The organism is Anaerohalosphaeraceae bacterium (genome assembly GCA_037479115.1).
Taxonomy (GTDB): domain Bacteria; phylum Planctomycetota; class Phycisphaerae; order Sedimentisphaerales; family Anaerohalosphaeraceae; genus JAHDQI01.
On record JBBFLK010000025.1, the window covers coordinates 1 to 21,320 of the forward strand.

The 21,320-nt window shown below is 55.5% G+C and carries 14 protein-coding genes; 8 read left to right on the top strand and 6 right to left on the bottom strand.

The window, feature by feature from the left end; translation table 11 throughout:
• Window positions 1-27 precede the first annotated feature (27 nt).
• Complete coding sequence (locus WHS88_10750) at window positions 28-738, top strand: DNA/RNA helicase domain-containing protein (protein MEJ5260654.1); 711 nt, start codon at window positions 28-30, stop codon at window positions 736-738.
• 156 nt (window positions 739-894) lie between these two features.
• Here WHS88_10750 and WHS88_10755 read toward each other — a convergent pair whose 3' ends face one another.
• The 3 genes from WHS88_10755 to WHS88_10765 form a co-directional block, all read right to left on the bottom strand.
• Entirely contained in the window at window positions 895-1,101 is a 207-nt protein-coding gene (locus WHS88_10755) for a hypothetical protein (GenBank protein ID MEJ5260655.1), read from the bottom strand.
• Window positions 1,085-1,339 carry a hypothetical protein gene (locus tag WHS88_10760; protein MEJ5260656.1) on the bottom strand — a complete coding sequence of 85 codons (255 nt, stop codon included), beginning with the start codon at window positions 1,337-1,339 and terminating at the stop codon, window positions 1,085-1,087. Before WHS88_10760 ends, WHS88_10755 begins: the two co-directional genes overlap by 17 nt.
• A 193-nt stretch (window positions 1,340-1,532) precedes the next feature.
• A complete protein-coding gene (locus tag WHS88_10765; GenBank protein MEJ5260657.1) occupies window positions 1,533-2,180 on the bottom strand; it encodes a hypothetical protein in 648 nt (215 codons plus the stop codon).
• A gap of 245 nt (window positions 2,181-2,425) precedes the next feature.
• Here WHS88_10765 and ligA point away from each other — a divergent pair, with 245 nt between their 5' ends.
• On the top strand, window positions 2,426-4,438 hold the full coding sequence (gene ligA / locus WHS88_10770; protein MEJ5260658.1) for an NAD-dependent DNA ligase LigA: 2,013 nt from the start codon (window positions 2,426-2,428) through the stop codon (window positions 4,436-4,438).
• Here ligA and nadD read toward each other — a convergent pair.
• Together nadD and WHS88_10780 are read right to left on the bottom strand one after the other, a co-directional pair.
• A complete protein-coding gene (gene nadD, locus WHS88_10775; protein MEJ5260659.1) occupies window positions 4,420-5,040 on the bottom strand; it encodes a nicotinate (nicotinamide) nucleotide adenylyltransferase in 621 nt (206 codons plus the stop codon). The genes ligA and nadD overlap by 19 nt on opposite strands.
• Before the next feature lie 662 nt (window positions 5,041-5,702).
• Window positions 5,703-6,266: a nucleoside deaminase gene (locus WHS88_10780; GenBank protein ID MEJ5260660.1), complete on the bottom strand. Its 564-nt coding sequence runs from the start codon at window positions 6,264-6,266 to the stop codon at window positions 5,703-5,705.
• Between the two features lie 138 nt (window positions 6,267-6,404).
• Between WHS88_10780 and WHS88_10785 the strand changes: the two genes are divergently transcribed.
• Entirely contained in the window at window positions 6,405-7,259 is an 855-nt protein-coding gene (locus WHS88_10785; GenBank protein ID MEJ5260661.1) for a carbon-nitrogen hydrolase family protein, read from the top strand.
• On the opposite strand, the gene WHS88_10790 is transcribed toward WHS88_10785, so the two are convergent.
• A complete protein-coding gene (locus WHS88_10790; protein MEJ5260662.1) occupies window positions 7,254-8,447 on the bottom strand; it encodes a substrate-binding domain-containing protein in 1,194 nt (397 codons plus the stop codon). The genes WHS88_10785 and WHS88_10790 overlap by 6 nt on opposite strands.
• Before the next feature lie 289 nt (window positions 8,448-8,736).
• On the opposite strand from WHS88_10790, the gene WHS88_10795 reads away from it, so the two are divergent.
• The 5 genes from WHS88_10795 (at window position 8,737) to WHS88_10815 (ending at window position 21,316) form a co-directional block, all read left to right on the top strand.
• Window positions 8,737-9,546, top strand: a complete 810-nt coding sequence (locus WHS88_10795; GenBank protein ID MEJ5260663.1) for a prepilin-type N-terminal cleavage/methylation domain-containing protein — start codon at window positions 8,737-8,739, stop codon at window positions 9,544-9,546.
• A 59-nt stretch (window positions 9,547-9,605) separates the two neighbouring features.
• On the top strand, window positions 9,606-10,823 hold the full coding sequence (locus WHS88_10800) for a Gfo/Idh/MocA family oxidoreductase (protein MEJ5260664.1): 1,218 nt from the start codon (window positions 9,606-9,608) through the stop codon (window positions 10,821-10,823).
• A 203-nt stretch (window positions 10,824-11,026) separates the two neighbouring features.
• Window positions 11,027-15,082 (top strand): pectinesterase family protein, encoded by a 4,056-nt coding sequence (locus tag WHS88_10805; GenBank protein MEJ5260665.1) that lies wholly within the window; start codon window positions 11,027-11,029, stop codon window positions 15,080-15,082.
• A gap of 44 nt (window positions 15,083-15,126) precedes the next feature.
• Complete coding sequence (locus tag WHS88_10810) at window positions 15,127-17,622, top strand: glycoside hydrolase family 88 protein (protein ID MEJ5260666.1); 2,496 nt, start codon at window positions 15,127-15,129, stop codon at window positions 17,620-17,622.
• A gap of 16 nt (window positions 17,623-17,638) precedes the next feature.
• Window positions 17,639-21,316: a DUF4450 domain-containing protein gene (locus tag WHS88_10815; protein ID MEJ5260667.1), complete on the top strand. Its 3,678-nt coding sequence runs from the start codon at window positions 17,639-17,641 to the stop codon at window positions 21,314-21,316.
• Window positions 21,317-21,320 lie beyond the last annotated feature (4 nt).

The following is a 21,320-nucleotide window of genomic DNA, read 5'->3' on the forward strand; positions in this document are numbered from 1 at the left end:
GCATCGCGCAAGTCTTGAATTTAGAAAATGCTAAAATTATTTTTTGGAAACGGCAAAGTTTTGAGAAAACTTTCAAGTTATCCAGATATTCACTATATAAACGAACTCCACTTGTCTGTATCTATGCGCTCTTTTCGGGCAGAAAATGTATCTTTATTTGTAAAACAACTCTTAGATCGGAAAAGTACAGACGCTCGGCGTACTTTGTCAACCCTTGACCGCTATCCTATCGTTCTGACAAGAGATCTCTCTGCTGCTAAGTCATGGCTTCGGCAAAAAGCCAGAGGTACCGAGCGATATGGAATGGTGGTTTCTTCCCAAGCAGAGCGTCTAAAACCCTATGCCATCGATGTTAAATCCCCCATGAATCCTATCCATTGGTTTCTGAATGACAAGGACGATGTCCGGTCTTCATACTATCTCGAAGACGTGGCTACTGAGTTTGATATCCAAGGATTAGAGCTTGATTGGACATGCGTAGCGTGGGATGCTGATTTTCGGTATTCCAATGATGGTTGGCAACATTGGGCTTTCAGTGGTAAACGTTGGAATCAAATAGTAAAACCTGAACGACGATTATACCAGCAAAACACGTACCGTGTTTTGCTAACTCGAGCGAGGCAAGGAATGGTTCTTTTTGTTCCAATGGGTTGTAAAAACGACCCGACGCGAAACCCACAGTTTTATGAAAATACTTATCGGTTCCTAAAAGAAGAAATTGGGATTCCTGAGATTTAGAAATTATGCGGCTAAGCTGTCAGAAACTCTTCCTTCTTTGTTTAATCGGATATTTCTTGAATAGTTTTTTGCTCTATTTTCCGATAGCTTTAAGAAAAACTCCCTTATTCGTAAAAGTGCACAGTTTTTTGATTCTACTATGCAATAAAAACACGCTTATGGAAAAAGGACTATCCGTTTATGAGAATCATCTATACCAATCGACAAGTTAATATTTTCCATCATTGGCATATACTCATTCCCCTCTTCGTCTCTTGATAGCCATATCTGATAATCGTCAAAAGACTTCTTTTCAAGTTCAGATAGAACTTTTTTAAAATAACCGACAGTCATAATTGACAAATTATCATATCTTTTCTTCATAATCATTTTCCTGAGTTTCCTTTTGCTTTTCAATGTTACTGATGACGTATTGGTAATAATTTTTATTAGCAATTGCTTCTTGAGGATCTGAACATTCTTCTATGCAATCTGCTGATTGACAATAACCAGTTTCGATATACTCAATAGTAGCCTCCCAAATGTGCAGACGTTCATAGAGACATTCAAGAATGTGCTCCACATCATCCCGCTTTAAATATAATTTGACAAAACACCGCATTTGTATCCCTTATGACATCTAATCCTGGCAATCTGACCTGAGAAATCAACGGACTATGAGTCACGGTGTGAAAATAAGAAGAAAGGAAAGAAATCTTTAACAGGGCTTAGAGGGATTTCCGCCTTCCTCCTTCACTCAAAACTTCGGAGGACAGGTCGCGGGAATAAGGGTGGATTTTGCCGGACTAATTATTTCAGCAGGGGAGGCATTTGGGTTTGAGGTCGGCGGCGGCGCTGCGATGGGCCAGGACGGCGGCGCGGAGTCCTGCGGCAACGGCGGCGAGGGTTTCCAGCTGCTCGTTCGGAATGGGATTGTCGGCGGCTCGCCAGAGCAGAACAAACCCGACGGCACATCCGAGCACCCCCAGCGGCACAGCCGACAGCGAAACCTGTTTGAGCACGCCGGGCGGGGCCTGCATCCCCAGCGACAGGAGCCGTTTGGCCGAACAGATGCGTCCGGCCAAGGCGACGGCCGTTGCGGTCTCAACGGGAAACCACTGCTGCAGCTCATCGCGTCCGACGGCGAAAGCCCCCTGCGGAGCGGCGGCAATGTGGATATCGAAGCCCCCCTTTTCAAGCAGAAACACGGCCACCCCCGCATCGGGAATGCGCGACCGGATGGACTGGGCGGCCTTGTCGAGCAGGGTCTCGAGCGTGCCGCAGCCGAGAAGCGTTTCGTAAAAACCAGCCGCAAAGGTCAGCCGGGCAAGTTTCTGGGCGAATTGGCCGTGGGCGGCCACCATATCCTGACAGAGGATTTCTATCTGCTGATTGAGTCGGCGCTGGCGGGAGCGAAGGGCTCGAATGACGGCCAGCGCACGCTGATTTCGACGTTGTGCCAAGCGAGTTCTCCTGCAAAACCTTCCACAATTTACCTATACCGTCATCGGCGATTCATCGGGCCGGCTTAAGCGGGAAAAACAGGAATACAAGAAGACAAGAATACAGGAATACAAGGGAGACAGGTAGTCAGGGGGCAGCAAATCAAACAGAAACGGCGGATTCCGATTGGAGATTTCGAGCTTGTGAAGGTACATTTAATAGAAAGGATTTTCCGATATTCAGATATTTCAGGGCGAGAATGTCTATGAAAGATGTGAAAAAGCGGATTGAAGAGCTTCGGGAGGAGATACGCCGGCACGACTACTTATATTATGTATTGAATCAACCGGAGATATCCGACCGTGAATATGACAAATTGTTTGCTGAATTGAAGAAACTGGAAAGCGAACATCCGGAATTGATTGTGCCGACCTCGCCGACCCAGCGGGTGTCGGAACAGCCGGTGGAGGGCTTCGAGCCGGTGCAGCATGCAATCCCGATGCTTAGTATCGACAATACATACAGCGAAGAGGAGCTGCGGGAGTTTGACCGGCGGGTAGCCAAGGGGCTGGAGGGAGCAGAGTATTCCTATACGGTGGAGCTGAAGATTGACGGGCTGGCTATCAGTTTGCGGTATGAAGAGGGGATACTCCGGCAGGCGGCCACACGCGGGGACGGACGGACGGGGGACGATGTGACGGCCAACGTGCGGACGATTCGGGCGATTCCGCTGGAGCTGAAGAATAAGGAGGCGGCGCCGGAGGTGCTGGAGGTGCGGGGGGAGGTGTATATGTCCAAAAAGGCGTTTGCGGAGCTCAACGAAGAGCGGATGGAGGCGGGCGAGCCGACCTTTGCCAACCCGCGGAATGCGGCGGCCGGCTCGCTGAAACTGCTGGATGCGCGGATTACGGCGACGCGAAAACTGGCGTTTTTTGCCTATTCGCTGGGACAGGTGAGCCGACCGCTGGCCAAGACGCATTATGAAGCAATGCAGAAGCTGCGGGATTTCGGCATTCCGGTTAATGAGCATATTCGGCACTGCCGGACGATTGAGGAGGTAATAGAGGTCTGTCAGGGCTGGGCGGGAAGGAAAGAGCGCCTGGCGTATCCGATTGACGGGATGGTGATTAAGGTCAACCGGTACGACCAGCAGGAGATTTTGGGCTACACGGGGCGGGCGCCGCGCTGGTGCATTTCGTATAAGTTTGCGCCGGAGCAGGCGGAGACAGTGGTGGAATCGATCGATGTGCAGGTCGGCAAAAGCGGGATTCTGACGCCGGTGGCGAATCTTCGGCCGGTGCCGCTGGCGGGCACGACGGTCAAGCGAGCCAGCTTACACAATTTTGAGCAGCTGGCCAAACTGGATGTACGGTGCGGCGATACGGTGGTGATTGAAAAGGCCGGCGAGATTATTCCGCAGGTCGTGGCGGTCAAACACCAGCAGCGAAATCTCTTCGAGAGCCGGCCGTTTGAGGTGCCCAAAACCTGTCCGGCGTGCAATCAGCCGGTGAAAAAAGACGAAAACGGGGTCTATATCCGGTGTGTCAATCCGCACTGTCCGGCCCAGATACGGGAGCGGCTGGAGCATTTTGCGGGCAAGGGGCAGATGGATATCGAGCATCTGGGGCCGGCACTGATTGACCAGCTGGTCAGCCGGGGGCTGGTGAAGACCTATGCGGATATCTATCGGCTTCGGCTGGACCAGCTGGCGTCGCTGGAGCGGATGGCGGCCAAGAGTGCTTCAAATGTGCTGGCGAGCATCGAGGAAAGCAAGCGTCGTCCCCTGTGGCGGCTGATTGCGGGGCTGGGGATTCGGAATATCGGCACCCAGTCGGCGCAGATTCTGGCCAACGAGTTCGGCTCGCTGGAGGCCCTGATGGAGGCGTCGGTGGAGCGTCTGCAGCAGATTGAACAGATCGGGCCGGTCGTGGCGCAGAGCGTTTATGACTATTTCCACAATCCGGAGAACGTCCGGGTGCTGCGGGAGCTGCTGGCGGCGGGTGTTTGTCCGACGGTTGAACAGGTCAAACAGTCCGATACGCTGGCGGGCAAGACGATTGTGGTGACCGGCACCCTCAAGCACTTTACCCGTCAGCAGATTGAGCAGACCATTCAGGCACACGGGGGCAAGCCGTCCTCTTCGGTGAGCAGGAAGACCTCGTTTGTGGTGGCAGGCGAGAACGCGGGCAGCAAACTGGACAAGGCCCGGCAGCTGGGGGTGGAGGTGATTGACGAGGAGGAGTTTTTGCGGCGGATTGGTCAGCGCCGGCAGCCGTAGAGGCCGCGGGAGCGAATATAGTCCAGCACGGACGCCGGCAGCAGGCCGGTGACATCCTGCCCCTGTGCCAGGCGGCGGCGAATTTCGGTGGCGCTGATGTCCAGGAGGGGGACGGGGACGATGTGGTCCTGGAGCCGGCGGATTTGTTCGGCCGTAAAATAGGGTTTGCAGGGGGTAAAATCGGGTTTTGGATAGCCCGCCCGGTACATTACCGCCAGTGTGCAGAGGGTCATCAGCCGGTCAATCCGGTGCCAGCGGGGCAGGTCTTTGACGGCATCGGCCCCAACCAGCCAAATCAGCGATGCAGAAGGCAGGCGGCGGCGGAATTCCTCCACGGTATCCACGGTAAAACTCGGTGCAGGCCGATGGTATTCGCAATCGCTCACCTGAAACTCTTTCCATCCTTCCAGGGCCAGCCGGAGCATGTTCAGGCGGTCCTGTTCGGAGGCGGCCGGCGGTTCGGACTTATGAGGGGAACGGCGGGCGGGAATGAAAATCACCTGCTCGGCACTCAGATGACGGCGGGCGGCTTCGGCGACCTGCAGATGGCCGCTGTGGACCGGGTCGAATGTCCCGCCGAAGAGTACAATCTTGTTTTGCATTGCCTCAAAACTCACAACAACCTGTGGAAACTTGCCGACAGCTGTATCTTATCGGAAGAAATTTTTTTCAAAAACAAAAAATTTTCCTAAATGAAACAAGCCGTTCTCTGTCAGAACCTATTCGAAAAGAGTCCCGAAGGAAATCGGTGGAAGAGTTTTTTCGAACTCTCTTGTCTACGGGCATGAAAGAGGGGTTTTGACGCATTTTAAGAAATGATTGTTTTTGACGAGAACGGCTGAATGCATACGGTTCATTGAAAGAACCAAGAGCCTTTTGTATGCCTTCGGAAGAGAAATGGACCGTCAAAACGCCGCATCTCTGATGAAAAAAATGAAGGAAGATTGAACTTTTTGTCGATAATTCTGTATAATCACCATCGATGAAATGCTCTTTGTCAAAGCCAAGACAGCAAAGAAAAAAGTACAGATAAACCCGAAAGGAGGTGACTGAAGAATGGCAAAGAAAGCCGCAAAGAAAGCCGCCAAGAAAACAGCCAAGAAGAAAGTCGCCAAGAAGAAAAAATAACACCCACACAACTGTGGCGCACAAAGAGGGTTTTGCAGGAACTGCAAAATCCTCTTTTGTTTTTCGGACAGACCCCCCTAAAATTATTTGGTAGTCCCTAAAGAAAAAGTTTTATAAGTATTTGTTAACAAATGATTTAATAAATGCTTCCGCCTTCGCTGGCATACTGGTGAATCACATCAGCCGCCTCCTGCCGCAGCAGGTCCAGATGAACGTTGATTCCCCTCTTCTCCAGACCCGCACACCAATCTGAAGGTTTGTGTCCTTCATCAAACCCGGCTCTGCGTGCGTCTTCCTCGCGGGCGGCACAGACCACATAAGAGATACCTGACCACGGAATCGCCCCCAGACACATCGCACAGGGCTGGCAGGAGGAATACAATTCATAGCGTCCGCCTGAAGGACAGGAAAGCCGGTGTTTGCCGACAGTCTTCTGGGCCAGAGAAAGGGCCGTAATTTCCGCATGGGCGATACTCAGACCGCAGGAAGCAACCAGATTGACGCCCGCGGAAATCAATCGTCCGCTGTTTTGTTCAAAGACAGCGGCGGCAAACGGTCCGCCGGTGCCGTGTTCGATGTTCATCCGGGACAGGCCGATGACCCATTTCATCTTTGCTTCGGCGGAGGGGAATGATGGCTGGAAGGACTGCAGAAGATCCTGCAGCCACACCGGCAGGCTGACGGAAAAGACTGTTTCCATTTCTCTTATCCTTTCTTACGGCTGGGCCGAAGCGGGCCTGTTTTTGCTTGCTTTTATCCCTTGGGATGATAGGTTTTTCTTTATCTGAAAAGGCTTTGGACGAAATCGCAAGACTTTTTTGAGTTTGGCAGCTGAATCATGACGATACAGGGACAATTCCGAACGGCCACCTGTCAGTTTCCGGTGTGTTCTGATATTGCAGCCAATGCGGAACACATCCGCTCGCTGATGAAGCAAGCCGCCCGGGAAGGGGCGGATGTTGTTCATTTTTCCGAGTGTGCCCTCAGCGGGTATGCGAGCGTGGATTTTGAGACGTTTGAGGGCTTCGACTGGGACCTGCTCCAAAAGGAGACCTTGACGATTGCGGCGCTGGCGTCAGAGCTGCGGATTTGGGTGGTTTTGGGGTCGAGTCATCGGCTTACGGCACCGCATAAACCGCACAATAGTCTTTATTTGATCAGTCCGGAAGGGAAGATTGCCGACCGCTATGACAAACGGTTCTGCACGGAATGGGATTTGAAACACTACACACCCGGCAATCACTTTGTCTATTTTAACATTCACGGGATAAAATGTTCTTTGCTAATTTGTTTTGACCTTCGGTTTCCGGAGCTGTATCGGGCGCTGTACAAAGAAGGGGTCAAGGTGATTTTTCAATCCTTTTATAATGCCCGCCAGCAGGGCCCGAGCATCCATTCCGAAATTATGCGTCAGACGATGCAGGCCAATGCGGCCGACAACGGATTCTGGGTGAGCATGTCCAACTCCTGCGGCTGGTACTGTCCGTATCCGTCCTGCTTTATCCAGCCCGATGGGCGAATTCTTGCTCAATGCCCGGAGCATCAGGAGGGGATGATTGTCAACACGGTGGATTTGAGTCAGACATTTTATGACCCGTCCGGGCCATTCCGGGATTTGGCAATTCAGGGGATTTTGACCAATGGTCCGGGAGAGATTGCCGATGAACGGTCTGGCAATCGAACCTGTTTATGAAGGGCTGCGGTGAAGCTGGCGGTATTTGTGGGGAAGCATTCCGGTGATTTCCAGAAATGCCCGCCGCATATTGGAGGTATAGTGAAAACCCGAGCGAAGGGCGACGGTTTCAATCGGCAGGTTGGTTTCGAGCAGGAGGGTCCGGGCCAGTTCGAAATGCGCTCGAATGATTTCTTCGTGGATAGACCGTCCCAGGGCCCGCTGGAATTTCATCTGGAGCGTGCGTTTGCTGATGCAGAGCTGCTCGGCGATTTCGTCAACCTGCATCGGGTGGGAGGCATGGCTTCGGATGTACCGCAGGGCCTTGATGAGTTCTTCATCCTCCAGGGCATAGATATCGGTGGAGCCGCGTTCCCGGACCCCGGCGGGCTGGATGCGAATCCACTGCCCTCGCATCTGTTCCTTGCCGCTGATAATGTCGTCCATCAGCCGAGCGGCCTCATAGCCGGCTGTTTTAAAATTGAAGGCGATGCTCGACAGCGGAGGGGTGCACAGATTGCAAATGGCCTGGTCATCATCCACCCCCAGCAGAGCGATTTCCTCTGGAATCCGCAGGCCCGCTTCGGCGGCGACAGTGCTCAGATGACAGGCCAGCACATCATTGCTCACCAGAACGGCAATGGGTTTAGGCAGACGCCTGAGCCAGTCTATCAGAGGCTGCTGTCCTTTCTGGAGGATGGTGTCAATCCACAGTTTCGCCGGCGGTACCGATTCCGTCCGTATTGGACGCGGGCTGCTTTGAAAGGTATGGAGCCGGCCGCCGTCCTGTTCGACATACCGCCGGAATGATTCCATTCTTTCGGTGGACCATCGGGCCTCGCTGATGCCGAAAAAGGCGAATTGACTGAATTTTTTGCTCTGGAAATATTCGTAGGCCGTCCGGGCGATCTGGTCGGGGTCTGCACTGATATAAGGAATCGAGAGCAAGTTTTGAAGGGTCGAAAATGCGATAATCGGCATCTTGATTTTCAGGATTTGCTGGGCCATCATCGAAGTTTGGATGTTGGCAAAGGCCCCCTTGCAGCCGCGTTCTTTCAGGAATTCGAGTGATTCCAGAGAAGAGTCCGCCCAAATGATTAAATCCCAATCGCCCTTGTCGCGGATATAATCGGTAATTCCCGACATAATGCCTTGAGTGTTGTGGGTGATGTGGCTGTAGGCAAAGGCGATTTTATTTTTTGGCTTCATTTTTGACGGCTGCGGCAAAAGAGTTTTGCGCAAAATAAATCCACAACAGACAAAAATACATCCGTGATTCCAAAAAGTCAATTAGAAATCAGACAAATGGCGACCAAGTGTATCTTAAAAACGGCTGCGGGCGTTTTCTCTCTTATCTTTATAAAATACAAGTCCTTGCGCAAAATCGTCTTTTTTTAAGCGCGAGATTGCCTTGTTCATCGGCTTTTGACAATCGAAAATAGCTGGTGTCGTAGATTTCTTTGATTGTAACCGATACCTTGCAGGAAAAGGGGATGCTATGATGAAAAAAGCTTTTACCCTGATTGAGCTGCTGGTTGTCATTGCGATTATTGCGCTGCTTTTGTCAATCCTGCTGCCGGGGCTGAAAACGGCTAAGGACATCTCCAAGCGGATGATTTGTGCCTCGCGCCTTCGTCAGGTGGGGATTGCGATGCGTTCTTACTCGCAGACCTACCCCTTCCTTCCGGATGCGGTGGACCGAAACGGCCGGCAGGAATCGGGGCACGGCTATGCGGTGTATCGAGGAGACAAGCCAGAGTGGATTCTGGACAACGGCAAGCCGATCCCGATTCGCTGGGCGAAACTGTATGAAAGCGGTTTTATGGAAGAACCGAAGATTTTTTACTGTCCGGGCAACCGCCTGGAACTGTATCAATATGAATCCTATTGCAACCCGGCTCCGTGGGGGACGCTTCCGCAGGAATTTAACGCCCGCAACGGCAGCAACCAATGGGTCCGCATCGGCTTTACCTATTTTCCCATCGCCCGCAATCCGGTGATGTCCACGACCATTTATGCGCCGGCGGAGTTTCCCAAGAAGTTTACAGACCTGCATCCGTCTCTGCCGTATGCGACGGATGTCTTGTGGGGTCGAAGGAATCTTAGTCATCAGCGTCTTCAGAATTCCGGTTCGGAGTTTAAGGCCTCCAACAATTATTCCGTCAATGCGCTCTATGCCGATGCTCATGTGAGCAACTGCAAGAATCCGGAGGTCTTCAAGCATGAGGTCTGGGACCGATTCGACAGCAGCCAGGTTAATTATAATGAATATTACTACATTATTTTTCGTCTGATTGGAGGCCTGTAGGTTTTCCCTGATTTTGGAGCTTTAGGAAGCGATAGGCATCACAGCGAGAAGGTCCGCGTATGATTCCGGTTGCCGTCATAGGTACAGAGGGGTATGCTTACAAACAGCTGGAGCGGATTTTCTTTTTAAATACCTGCTTTGAGGTGGTGGGGGTCTGCAGTGAGCCGAACCGGCGCGAGCAGGGCTACCGGATGTGCGTCGAGCGGGGGATAGAGATTTTCGATGATGTCCGGAGTCTGCTGGAGGCGGTCCGGCCGCGGGCAAAGGCGGTTTTTATTTTTACCGGAATTGACAGCCATTATCAGTATGCCCGGCAGTGTCTGGAGCAGGGGTTTGAGGTCTTTTTGGAAAAGCCGCCGGTTCCGACCATTCAGCAGATGGATGATTTGATTGCTTTGGAGGAACAGACCGGGCGTCGTGTGGCGGTGCTGTTTCAATATTTATACAGCGGAATCGTTCAGACGCTCAAGCGACGGATTGTCTCGGGTGAATTTGGACAGGTGCGGCGGGTTCGTTCCCTGGCGGCCTGGCAGCGGCCGGATGCCTATTTTCGGCGGAATCACTGGTGCGGCACGGTGCGGACCTCCTGCGGAGAATGGGTGCTGGACGGAACGCTGAACAATCCACAGGCCCATGTTTTGAGCAATTCGCTGTATCTGGCGGGTTCGCAGGCGGACCAGATGGCATATCCGCTGGTGGTGGAAGCCGAGCTGTACCGCGTGCATGAGATTGAGTCCGAGGACACCAGCAGCATGCGGATTGTGTGCGAAAACGGCTGCGTGCTGATTCATAATACCACGCTCTGTTCGGCCTCGGAAGTTCGCAGCGAAACGGTGGTAGAGTGTGAGCGGGCAACGATTACGTACCGCAATTTCAATCAGGCCCAGATTGTGTTTAAGGACGGCCGCCAGGCGGAGTTTCTGGAAGAGTCGGAAGACCCGCGGATGGAGATGCTTAAGGATGTGGCGTTCTGCTTTGAGACGGGCCGTCCTTATAAGGTGCCGCTGTCGCTGTGCCGTCCGTTTACGCTGTGTGTGAACGGGGCGTTTGATTCGAGCGGGGAGCCGGCGGATATCGACCCGGCTCACGTGGTCAAAAGCCGTCATAACGGGCTGCCGATTACGCTGATTAAGGATATTGTGCCGATTATGCAGCGGGCCCATTCGAGCTGCCAGCTGCTGTCCGAAATTCAGGTGCCCTGGGCCCGGCGGGGGCGTCCGATTGTGATGAAGGAATATTCAAGTTTTCCCGGTCAGCGGGTGTCGTGGGAAAGCTGACCCCGCCGGCCGCATCTGTCTGTACCTTGAATTTCTTCTCGGGCGGAGGGAGGGGGTGTTTTGTCTTTGCAGAGATTGGAAGAGTTTGAAGGATAGTTCGAAACCGGTTCTGCGGGCTGGCGGGGCAGGTTGGATTGCGGTAAACTGGGGTGCATCCGCTGCCTCCCGAGTCCGATTTGTGCCGGTTTGAAGGCGATGAAACAATGAGTTTTTATTCCAGTCAGCGTCTGTTCAGCGGGGCAGCGGTCCTCGGGGTTGTGTGTCTGCTGTGTGTCGGGATATGTGCAGCCGACGTCGGGGCAGCCCTGCACGAAGGTATTGTCTTTGGGCAGGCGGGGGGACAGCCGCTGCTTCTGGATGTCTGTGTGCCGCCGGGCCAGGGACCTTTTGGGATTGTTCTGTATGTGCACGGCGGGGGCTGGAGCAGCGGCGACAAAACTCAGGACCGAGATGAACTGCTGGAGGTCTTTACGAAGGCGGGGTGGGTGTGGGTGTCGGTGGAGTATCGGCTGGCGCCTGCACATCGGTGGCCGGCGTGTCTGGAGGATGTACAGACGGCTATTCGGTGGGTGAAACAGCATGCGGCGGACTACAAGGGCGACCCCAGCCGGATTGTGCTGGCCGGATACTCCGCCGGCGGGCATCTGGCCTGTTCGGCGGCCATTTGGGCAAAGGAAGACACGAGGGTGCAGGGGGTCATCGGCCTGGCGCCGCCGGTGGATATGGTGGCCGACAACCAGCGCCGCGGCGGCCTGAGCACCTCGATGCAGAACCTGCTGGGGCTGGGGCCGGAACTGAACGAAGCATCCGCAGCGGTTTTGAAAAAGATTTCTCCGATTTGGGATGTTCAGGCGGGACTGCCGCCGTTTCTGCTGGTTCACGGCACCCGCGACCAGAGTGTCCCCTATCAGCAGTCGCTGGATTTGAAGGCGGCGCTGGAGCGCTGCGGCGTGCCGTGTGAGCTGATCACCATAGAAGGCGCCGGGCATCGGCTGACGGAATGGGAGCGGTTTGAGCCGCACTGGAAGGGAAAAATAGCCGATTGGCTCCGGAGGACCTTTGGTCCTTCTTCCTCCGGTTCCGTCCGGCGGATTGTCGTCAGTGCGGATGGAAAAGGAGATTATGCCTCCGTTCAGGCGGCGATTGATTCGATTCCGTCGAACAATGCGGAGCCGGTTGAGATTCTGATTCGGCCGGGCGTGTATCGGGAACGGATTGTCATCCCGGAAGGCAAGCGGCTGATTCGAATGAAGGGGGAGGATGCCCGCACAACGATTCTGACCTATCATTTGTATGCGGCGATGCGGGATGACAGCGGCAAAGAAATCGGCACGTTTGCGACGCCTTCGGTGACGATTCGGGCGGACGATTTTACCGCGGAGGACCTGACTTTTGAGAATACGGCCGGACCGGTGGGGCAGGCGGTTGCGCTGGCGGTCTTCGGCGACCGATGCATCTTTCGGCGGTGTCGGTTTCTGGGCTGGCAGGATACGCTGCTGGACCATCGCGGGCGGCATTATTATGAGGACTGCTACATTGCGGGGCATTGCGATTTTATCTTCGGCAGCGGCACGGCGTTTTTTGAACGATGTCATATCCATTGTTTGGAGGCCAGCTATATCACGGCCGCCTCGACGCCGCCGGAGCAGAAATGGGGCTATGTCTTCTCGAACTGCCGCATTACGGGGGACCCGGCGGGGCGGGCCAAGACCTATCTGGGACGCCCGTGGCGGGATTATGCGAGTGTGGTCTTTCTGAATACGGAGATGGCGGATGTTATCCGTCCGGAGGGCTGGCACAACTGGAATCAGCCGGCACGGGAGAAGACGGCCCGATATGCAGAGTATAACAGCCGCGGCCCCGGGGCCAATCCGACGGTGCGGGTCCCGTGGTCCCGACAGCTGACAAAGGAAGAGGCCCAACAAATTACAGTGCCTTCGGTTCTGGGCGGTCAGGACGGATGGAATCCAAAGGCGGCGGGTGTGCTGGTTGTTTCCGGTGGAGATTCTCAGGGGCTGCGGCTGTGGTACACGCGGGCGGCTCAGGAATGGACGGAGGCCCTGCCGATTGGGAACGGGCGTCTGGGGGCAATGGTTTTCGGCGGGGCGGCTCAGGAGCGGCTTCAGTTCAATGAGGATACCCTTTGGAATGGGGAACCTCATTTCTATCATCACGAGGGGGCGGTTCAATATCTGCCGCAAATCCGGCAGCTGCTGGCGGAAGGCAAACAGAAAGAAGCCGAAGAGCTGGCGGCCCGGGAGTTCATGAGTGTGCCGCTGCGGCAGAAATCGTATCAGCCGTTTGGAGATTTGTTCCTTCGTTTTGAGGGACATCAGGAGGTTTCCGATTACCAGCGGCAGCTGGATTTGGAGTCCGGCGTTGTTCGGATACAGTATCGGCTCGGGGATGTGAAATTTGAACAAACCTATTTTGCCAGTTTTCCGGACCAGGTGATTGTCGGAAAGATTTCATCCGATCGGCCCTGGCAGGTTTCGTTTACGGCCTCTCTTCAAAGCCCGCATGAAGAGATTGCCGTCCGGCGAATCGATGACAGTCAGGTCGAGATGACCGGCCGGGTGAAAGACGGACAGCTGCGGTTTGCGGCACGGCTTCGCATCTGGACCGAAGCCGGAACGGTCAGGGTTCAGGAGGACGGGACAATTGCGGTGGAGCGGGCGGATGCGGCTTTTTTTGTGCTGACCGGCTTTACGAGTTTCAGGAACTTTCAGGATATCAGCGGCGACCCTTCGGCCAAGTGTGCCCAGACCCTGGAGAAAGTTGCCGGCAGAACGTATGCAGAACTTTTGACGACCCATCGAGCGGATTATCGGAATCTTTTCGGTCGGGTTCGTCTGGATTTGGGGCAGACGGCAGCGTCGGAACGGCCGACGGATGAGCGGCTCAAAGACCCGTCTGCCGACCCGGCCCTGGCAGCGCTGTATTTTCAGTACGGGCGGTATCTTCTGATTTCCAGCTCTCGTCCCTCAAGCCAGCCGGCCAATCTGCAGGGTCTGTGGAATGACCGGCTGAACCCGCCGTGGGGCAGCAAGTATACGGTGAATATCAACACGGAGATGAATTACTGGCCGGCCGAAGTCTGTAATCTGTCCGAGTGTCATCAGCCGCTGTTTGATTTGATTGCGGATTGTGCGGTCAGCGGGCGCAAAACCGCTCAGGCCCATTACGGGGCCCGCGGATGGGTGCTGCACCACAACACGGATTTGTGGCGGGGAACGGCGCCTATCAATGCCGCCGACCACGGAATCTGGGTGACGGGCGGGGCGTGGCTGTGTCATCATTTGTGGGAACATTATTTGTTTACCCAGGATGAGCGGTTTCTGGAGAAGCGGGCCTATCCGCTGATGAAAGAGGCCTGTCTGTTTTTTGTCGATTTTCTGACGGAGGACCCGAAAACGGGCTGGCTGATCAGCACGCCGTCCAATTCTCCGGAACACGGAGGGCTTGTGGCCGGCCCGACGATGGACCATCAGATTATCCGCTCGCTGTTTGAAGCGACGATTCAGGCGGCCCGAATCTTAAAGAAAGATGAGGAGTTTGCTGCTCAATTAACGCAATTGAAAGGCAAAATTGCTCCCAATCAGATTGGCCAATACGGTCAGCTTCAGGAGTGGCTGGAGGATAAAGACAAGCCCGAGGATACCCACCGGCATTGTTCGCATTTGTGGGGTGTTTACCCCGGCCGGGATATTACCCCGCAGCAGCCCGAACTGTTTCAGGCAGCGCGGGTATCTCTTCAGGGACGGGGAGACGGGGGGACCGGCTGGGCGAAGGCCTGGAAGATGAATCTGTGGGCGCGGTTTGGAGACGGCCGGCGGGCGCATCGGCTTTTGCTTGATTCCCTGAAAGCCAATACCTATGCGAACCTGTTCAGTGCGCATCCGCCGTTTCAGATTGACGGCAACTTCGGCGGCACAGCGGCGATTGCCGAGATGCTGCTTCAGAGCCATCTGGACCGAATTGACCTGCTGCCGGCCCTGCCGAGCGCCTGGCCGAGCGGTTCCGTTTCGGGCCTGCGGGCACGCGGCGGCTATGAGGTTGATATCGAATGGGAAAATGGCCGGCTCAAACAGGCTCGGATTCGCCCCTCCAGGGCGGGGGTTTGCCGAGTCAGGACGTCGGTGCCTGTGGAAATTGTCTCGGGCTTTCAGCGGGTTGAATTTCGCAAGCCCCGGGAGGAGATTGCGGAATTTGAGGTGCAGCCGGCACGCATTTATACCCTGACTGCCGGCGGGGATTAAACCAGAAAATCGAAAAAATGTTTCTTATCGAAAGGATTTATGCGATGAAGCGGAATCTGCGTTGGACCTGGGAACGGTTTCTTTTCACGATTTTGGCGGTCTGCTGGGTTTGCGGCTGTCCGGCCCGGGCCCTGACAGAGGAGGAGGGCTGGCAAAGTGTGCCGGAAATTCTGGCCCGCATTCAGCCGCCGACCTTTCCCGAACGGGATTTTCTGATTACGGATTACGGGGCGGTCGGCGACGGAAAAACGGTTTGTACGGAGGCCTTCCGCAAGGCGATAGCGGCCTGTCATCAGGCCGGAGGCGGCCGCGTTGTTGTGCCGCAGGGGACCTTTCTGACCGGGCCGATTCATCTCAAAAGCGGGGTTAATCTGCATCTGAAAGAAGGGGCGGTTGTCCGGTTCTCCAACAATCCGGCGGATTACCTTCCGGTGGTGTTTACCCGGTTTGAGGGTACGGAGTGTATGAATTATTCGCCCCTGATTTATGCCTTCGAGCAGGAAAATATAGCGATTACCGGCAGCGGGGTTCTGGACGGCAGCGCCGATGAAAAGAACTGGTGGCCTTGGAAGACGACGCAGAAGGCGGATGTGCAGAAACTGGTCAAACAGGGAGAACAGGGAGTTCCCGTGGCCGAGCGGGTGTACGGCGAGGGGCATTATCTGCGTCCGAATATGATTCAGCCGTATCGCTGCAAAAATATTCTGATTGAAGGGGTCACGATTCGCAACAGTCCGATGTGGCATATTCATCCGGTGCTCAGTCAGAATATCACCGTGCGGAATGTGAAGGTCATCGGGCACGGTCCGAACAACGATGGCTGCAATCCGGAATCCTGCCGGGATGTGCTGATTGAGGGCTGTTATTTTGACACCGGCGACGACTGCATTGCGATTAAATCCGGCCGCAACAATGACGGCCGCCGTGTGAATGTGCCGTCGGAAAACATCATTGTCCGCAACTGCACCATGAAAGACGGACACGGCGGAGTGGTGCTGGGCAGCGAGATTTCCGGCAGCGTTCGGAACGTCTTTGTCGAGGAATGTCTGATGGACAGCCCCAATCTGGACCGCGGCCTTCGCTTCAAAACCAATTCCGTGCGCGGCGGGGTGATTGAGCGGATTTTCATGCGGAATGTGGAGATCAGACAGGTTCGGGAGGCGGCGCTGAAGATTGACTTTTATTATGAAGAGGGAGACAGCGGGCCGTTCAAGCCGATTGTCCGCGATATTTTTATGACCAACGTGGTCTGCCGCAAGAGCAAGTACCCCTGGCACATCCGCGGCTATCCGCACAGTCCGATTCAAAATGTGGTGCTCAGGGGCTGTGTGTTTGAGAACATGGAAAAAGAGGGTGTGGCGGAGGCGGTCGAGTCGTTTCTGGTTCTGCCCAAGGACAATCCGACGGCCTCGGTGCTGCGGTGGTCGGAACGGATGATTCGCTCGGAGATGGAGCGGAATCCGCAGTCCTGGATGATTGATTTTTCGCCCAAACCGCGGTGGAAGTACCCGAACGGGCTGATGATGAAGGCCATCTGGACGGCGGGGATTCTCTATGACAAGCCGGAGTATCTGGAGTACGTCAAGAGTTATTACGATACGCTGATTACCGAGGACGGGCAGATTCTGACTTATGATGCGGCCACCTACAATATCGACAACATCAACCCCGGCAAAACGCTGATTGATTTGTATTTGAAATATCCGCAGGCCAAATACCGCAAGGCGATTGAGGCTCTGCGGGAGCAGATGCGAACGCACCCCCGGACTTCGGAGGGCGGCTTCTGGCATAAGAAGATATACCCGCACCAGATGTGGCTGGACGGGCTGTATATGGGGGCGGCGTTTCTGGCTCAGTATGCGGCGGCCTTTGAGGAAAAGCCGCTGTTTGATGATGTGGCGCTGCAGTTTATTCTGATGGAAAAGCACTCGCGGGATGCGGCGACGGGGCTTCTGTATCACGGCTGGGATGAATCCCGCACGCAGAAGTGGGCGGACCCGGCGACCGGCCGGTCGCCGCATTTCTGGGGCCGGGCGATGGGCTGGTACGCCATGGCCCTGATTGATACCCTGGACTACTTCCCGCCGGACCATCCGCAGCAGAAGGAACTGGTCGGCATCCTGAACCGGCTGATGGAAGCGCTGATTAAGGTTCAGGACCCCAAGACCGGAGTCTGGTATCAGATTGTTAATCTGCCGAATGAAAAGGGCAATTATCTGGAGTCGTCCTGCTCGGCGATGTTTGTCTATACGATGCTCAAGGGAATTCGCAGGGGATATTTGCCTTCGAGCATGACGGCGGCCGCCGAAAAGGGGTATGCCGGCATTCTGAAAGAGTTTGTGGAGATTGATGCCAACGGACAGGTTCATTACACCAAGGGCTGTTCGGTGGCGGGGCTGGGGGGCAATCCGTATCGGGACGGCTCGTTTGCGTATTACATCAGCGAACCGATTCGAAACAATGACCCCAAGGCCGTCGGGCCGTTTATTCTGGCTTCCCTCGAGATGGAAATAAAAGCAGGTCTGATTGCTCCCAAATAAACAGAACGGGTTTTCTATGGACATGTTCGGATTCCCGGACGGTTTGCGGTTCCGCCGAATCGCACTGGTTCTGGTTTTGCTGGCGGCCGGCGCCGCCCGGAAAACATCCGGGGCGGCGTACAATCCGCCCGAACGGATTCTGACCGAACGTCCGACGATGGAGGGCCGCACAGCCCGGCCGCTTCGATACCATCCGGAGGGCCGCGATTTTGTGATGGAAAACGGCCTGGAGTTTTTCAATCGTCCTTTGTACGGCGGCAATACGGCTTTTCGGGCGGATGCGGGGGACAAGCCGGAGATTTCGCTGTATCTGCCCGGCCATGGGGGAAATGTCCGATTTGGAATCCGCACAAAAGACGGCACTCGCTGTCTGAATGAGGCCCGGCGAATTGTCAGCCGATACCGGGCCGGTTCCATGGTCTATGAAATCGAAGACCCGCTGCTGCCAAACGGTTCTCTGGTTTTGACCGTGCTGGCCCTTTATGAAAAGGAAGGGATTTTGGTCAAGGCGGAATTGCAGGCGGAAGCGGAACCCTGCGAATGGCTGGCGGCTGCCGGCGGAGCAAGCGGTAGGCGCGGGCGACGCGGCGGGGATATCGGCTGTGAAACGGAGCCGGTGTCGGAATTTTTCCGGTTTCGTCCGGAGTTCTGCAAAGGGAATACTTTTTCGATTCAGGAGAACATGTTTGTTCTGGATAGCCGGCTCGGTAGGCTGGCTGGGTTTTTCCCGTCTGGAGCCAAAGTTCAGACGGCGGACGGCCGGCGATGGGACAAGCTGGAGGAATTAGCGGCCTCCGAAGGCGGGGCCTCTGAGACGCCTGTAGTTTTTGCGGCGGTTCCCCTTCAGAAGGATAAACCTGCCTATTTCCTGTTCTATCGACTTGGGTCCGATGAGCAGGCGGAGTTTGACGGAAATTTTGAATCGCTCTTTGAGCGAACCGAGCAGCACCGAAGGCGGATTGCCGGTCAGGTGCTGGCGGATACGCCGGATTCCTTTCTGAATGCGGCGGTAGCGGCCCTTTGCGCGGCCGCGGACGGCATTTGGGATGAGCCGCAGGGCACGGTGATGCACGGTGCGGCGGCCTGGCGGACGGCTCTGGCGGGCTGGCGGGGGGCCTATGCCAACGATGCCCTCGGCTGGCACGACCGGGCCAGGCGGTATCTGCGATACTGGGCCCAGAGGCAGAATCTTCAGGAGGCAGCGGCGGAACCCGGACCTGACCCGGCCTCCCATTTGTCCCGCAGTCATCCGGCCAAACAGAGCCGCGGCGACATCGGCGGCCGGCACTACGATATGAATCTGGTTTATGTGGACGCCCTGTTTCGGCATCTGATGTGGACGGGGGATTGGGCGCTGGCGGAGGAACTCTGGCCGGTGCTCGAGCGGCATTTTGAGTGGGAGCGTCGGCTGTTTCGCCGACCGTTCGGGCCGGAGCGTCTTCCGCTCTATGAGGCCTATGCGGCCATCTGGGCCAGCGATGATTTGCAGTACAGCGGCGGAGGGGTCACGCACGCCTCCGCTTACAACTATTATCACAATCAGCTGGCGGCGCAGCTGGCCCGACGGCTGGGCAAGTCTCCCCGACCTTATGAACGGGAGGCCGAACAGATTCTCAAGGCCATGCGGAAGTATTTGTGGCTGCCGGAGGACGGCTGGTATGCCGAATGGAAGGACTGGCTGGGCCTTCAGCAGACGCACCCGAGCGCGGCGCTGTGGACGTTTTACCATACGATAGACTGCGGGGCGGCGGACCCAATGCAGGCCTGGCAGATGAGCCGTTTTGTAGATACGCAAATTGCGCATATTCCCATCCACGGCCCCCAGATTCCCGAAGGCCTCTACTATACGCTGCCCACGACAAACTGGATGCCTTATACCTGGTCCACCAACAATGTGGTGATGGCGGAAACGGCGCATACCGCCCTGGCCTACTGGCAGCTCGGAAGGCCGGAGAAGGCCTTTTCCCTGCTGAAGGGGTGCATCCTCGACAGTATGTATATGGGGCTCTGTCCCGGCAATCTGGGAATGACAACCTATTTTGATATGGCCCGGGGGGAAGCGCAGAGGGATTTCGGCGATGCCGTGGGGATTGTCAGCCGGGCGGTTATCGAGGGTCTGTTCGGCATTCGTCCGGATGCGCTCCAGGGACGGCTGGTTATTTGTCCGGGGTTTCCGGCAGAGTGGGAATGGGCCCGGCTGCGGCATCCGGATATCGTATTTGCCTATCAGCGAAAGGATTTAGTCGAGACCTTCAGCATCCGTCCGCTGTTTTCCCGTCCGCTCAATCTGATTCTGCGAATACCAGCCCGAGGCACAGATGTGGAACGGGTCTCCGTAAACGGCCGCTCGGCCTTCTGGAGGGTTCTGGATGGGTCTGTGGGGACGGCGAGAATAGAAATTACTCCGCGTTTGGCGGATGCGTATGAGGTGCAGGTTGTTTGGAAGGGACCGGCACCGGCGCGGGCACAGACGGCTCCCGTTGCTGCGCAGGGGGAGGAATGGACGGCGAAAATTGACTCGGCGAGATTTCAAAAGGTTTTCGACCCGCAGGGGGCCCTGGACAAAATCCGGGTTCGGGGAGCATTTCTGGAGGGTCGAACGGCCGGAAAAGAAGGCCATCGGACGGTTTTTGCGGAAGTGCAGCACGGCCGTATGAAGTGGCTGGAACCGCTTGCTTTTGAAGTGCGGCCGCCTGTGGAGATTATTCCTTCCGTCAGTCAGGAGCCCAAGAGCATTCGGTTTCGAATTCGGAACAATACGGGCTATGTTTTCAGTGAGGCAGCGGTAACAGTGGGCACCTGGCACAGGGAGCAGCCGCTTTGGGTGCCGGCTTACGGGCTGTCGGAGGAGATTGTCCTGTCCGGTGAGGAAGTGCCGCTGATGCCGGGGTCAAATCGGGTTTGCGGGAAGTTTTCCGAGGGCCGTCGGGCCGAAGGCCTGGTGGTCAATTGGAAAATACCGCTTCGGCCGAAGGAGCGGATGGAGCCGGTGGTGTTGAAGGCGTTTTTCAATGACCGGCTCAGCCGCATTTTCCAGAATGAGTATCTCCGTCCGCGTTCCCCGTTCTGTTCGCTGTCGATTCCCAAACAGGGCATCGGCAGCTGGTGTGATTTTGCCAAAACCTTTGAGGTGGACGACAGCGGTCTGCGGCGCTGCGTGCAGGAGCAGGGCGGATTCTATCGACTGCCCCAGGGCATCGTGTTTGAATGGCCCGCCGACCCGCAGGACAAGAATATCATTTTTGTTTCCCGATGGGAGAATTACCCGAATGAAATCACGATTCCTTTATCCGGACAGGCAAAACATCTGTATCTGGTGATGGCTGGTTCCACGAACTCGATGCAGAGCCGCATCGACAACGGGGAGGTGCTTGTGACCTACGCAGACGGCAGGCAGGAACGGCTGGCCCTGCACAATCCGACAACCTGGTGGCCGATTGACCAGGATTATTTTCTGGATGACTACGGTTTTCGCAGACCCGAGCCGATTCCGCCTCGTGTGTATCTCCGAAGCGGACAAACGGCCGTTTATGATGCGGCGGAATTCAAAGGCAAAGGCGGGACGGTTCCCGGCGGAGCCGCGACGGTTTTGGATATCCCGCTGGAGCCGGCCAAACCCCTTCAATCTTTGACTGTGCGGGCTTTGGCGAATGAGGTGATTATCGGGTTGATGGCCGCGGTGCTGGTATACTGAACTC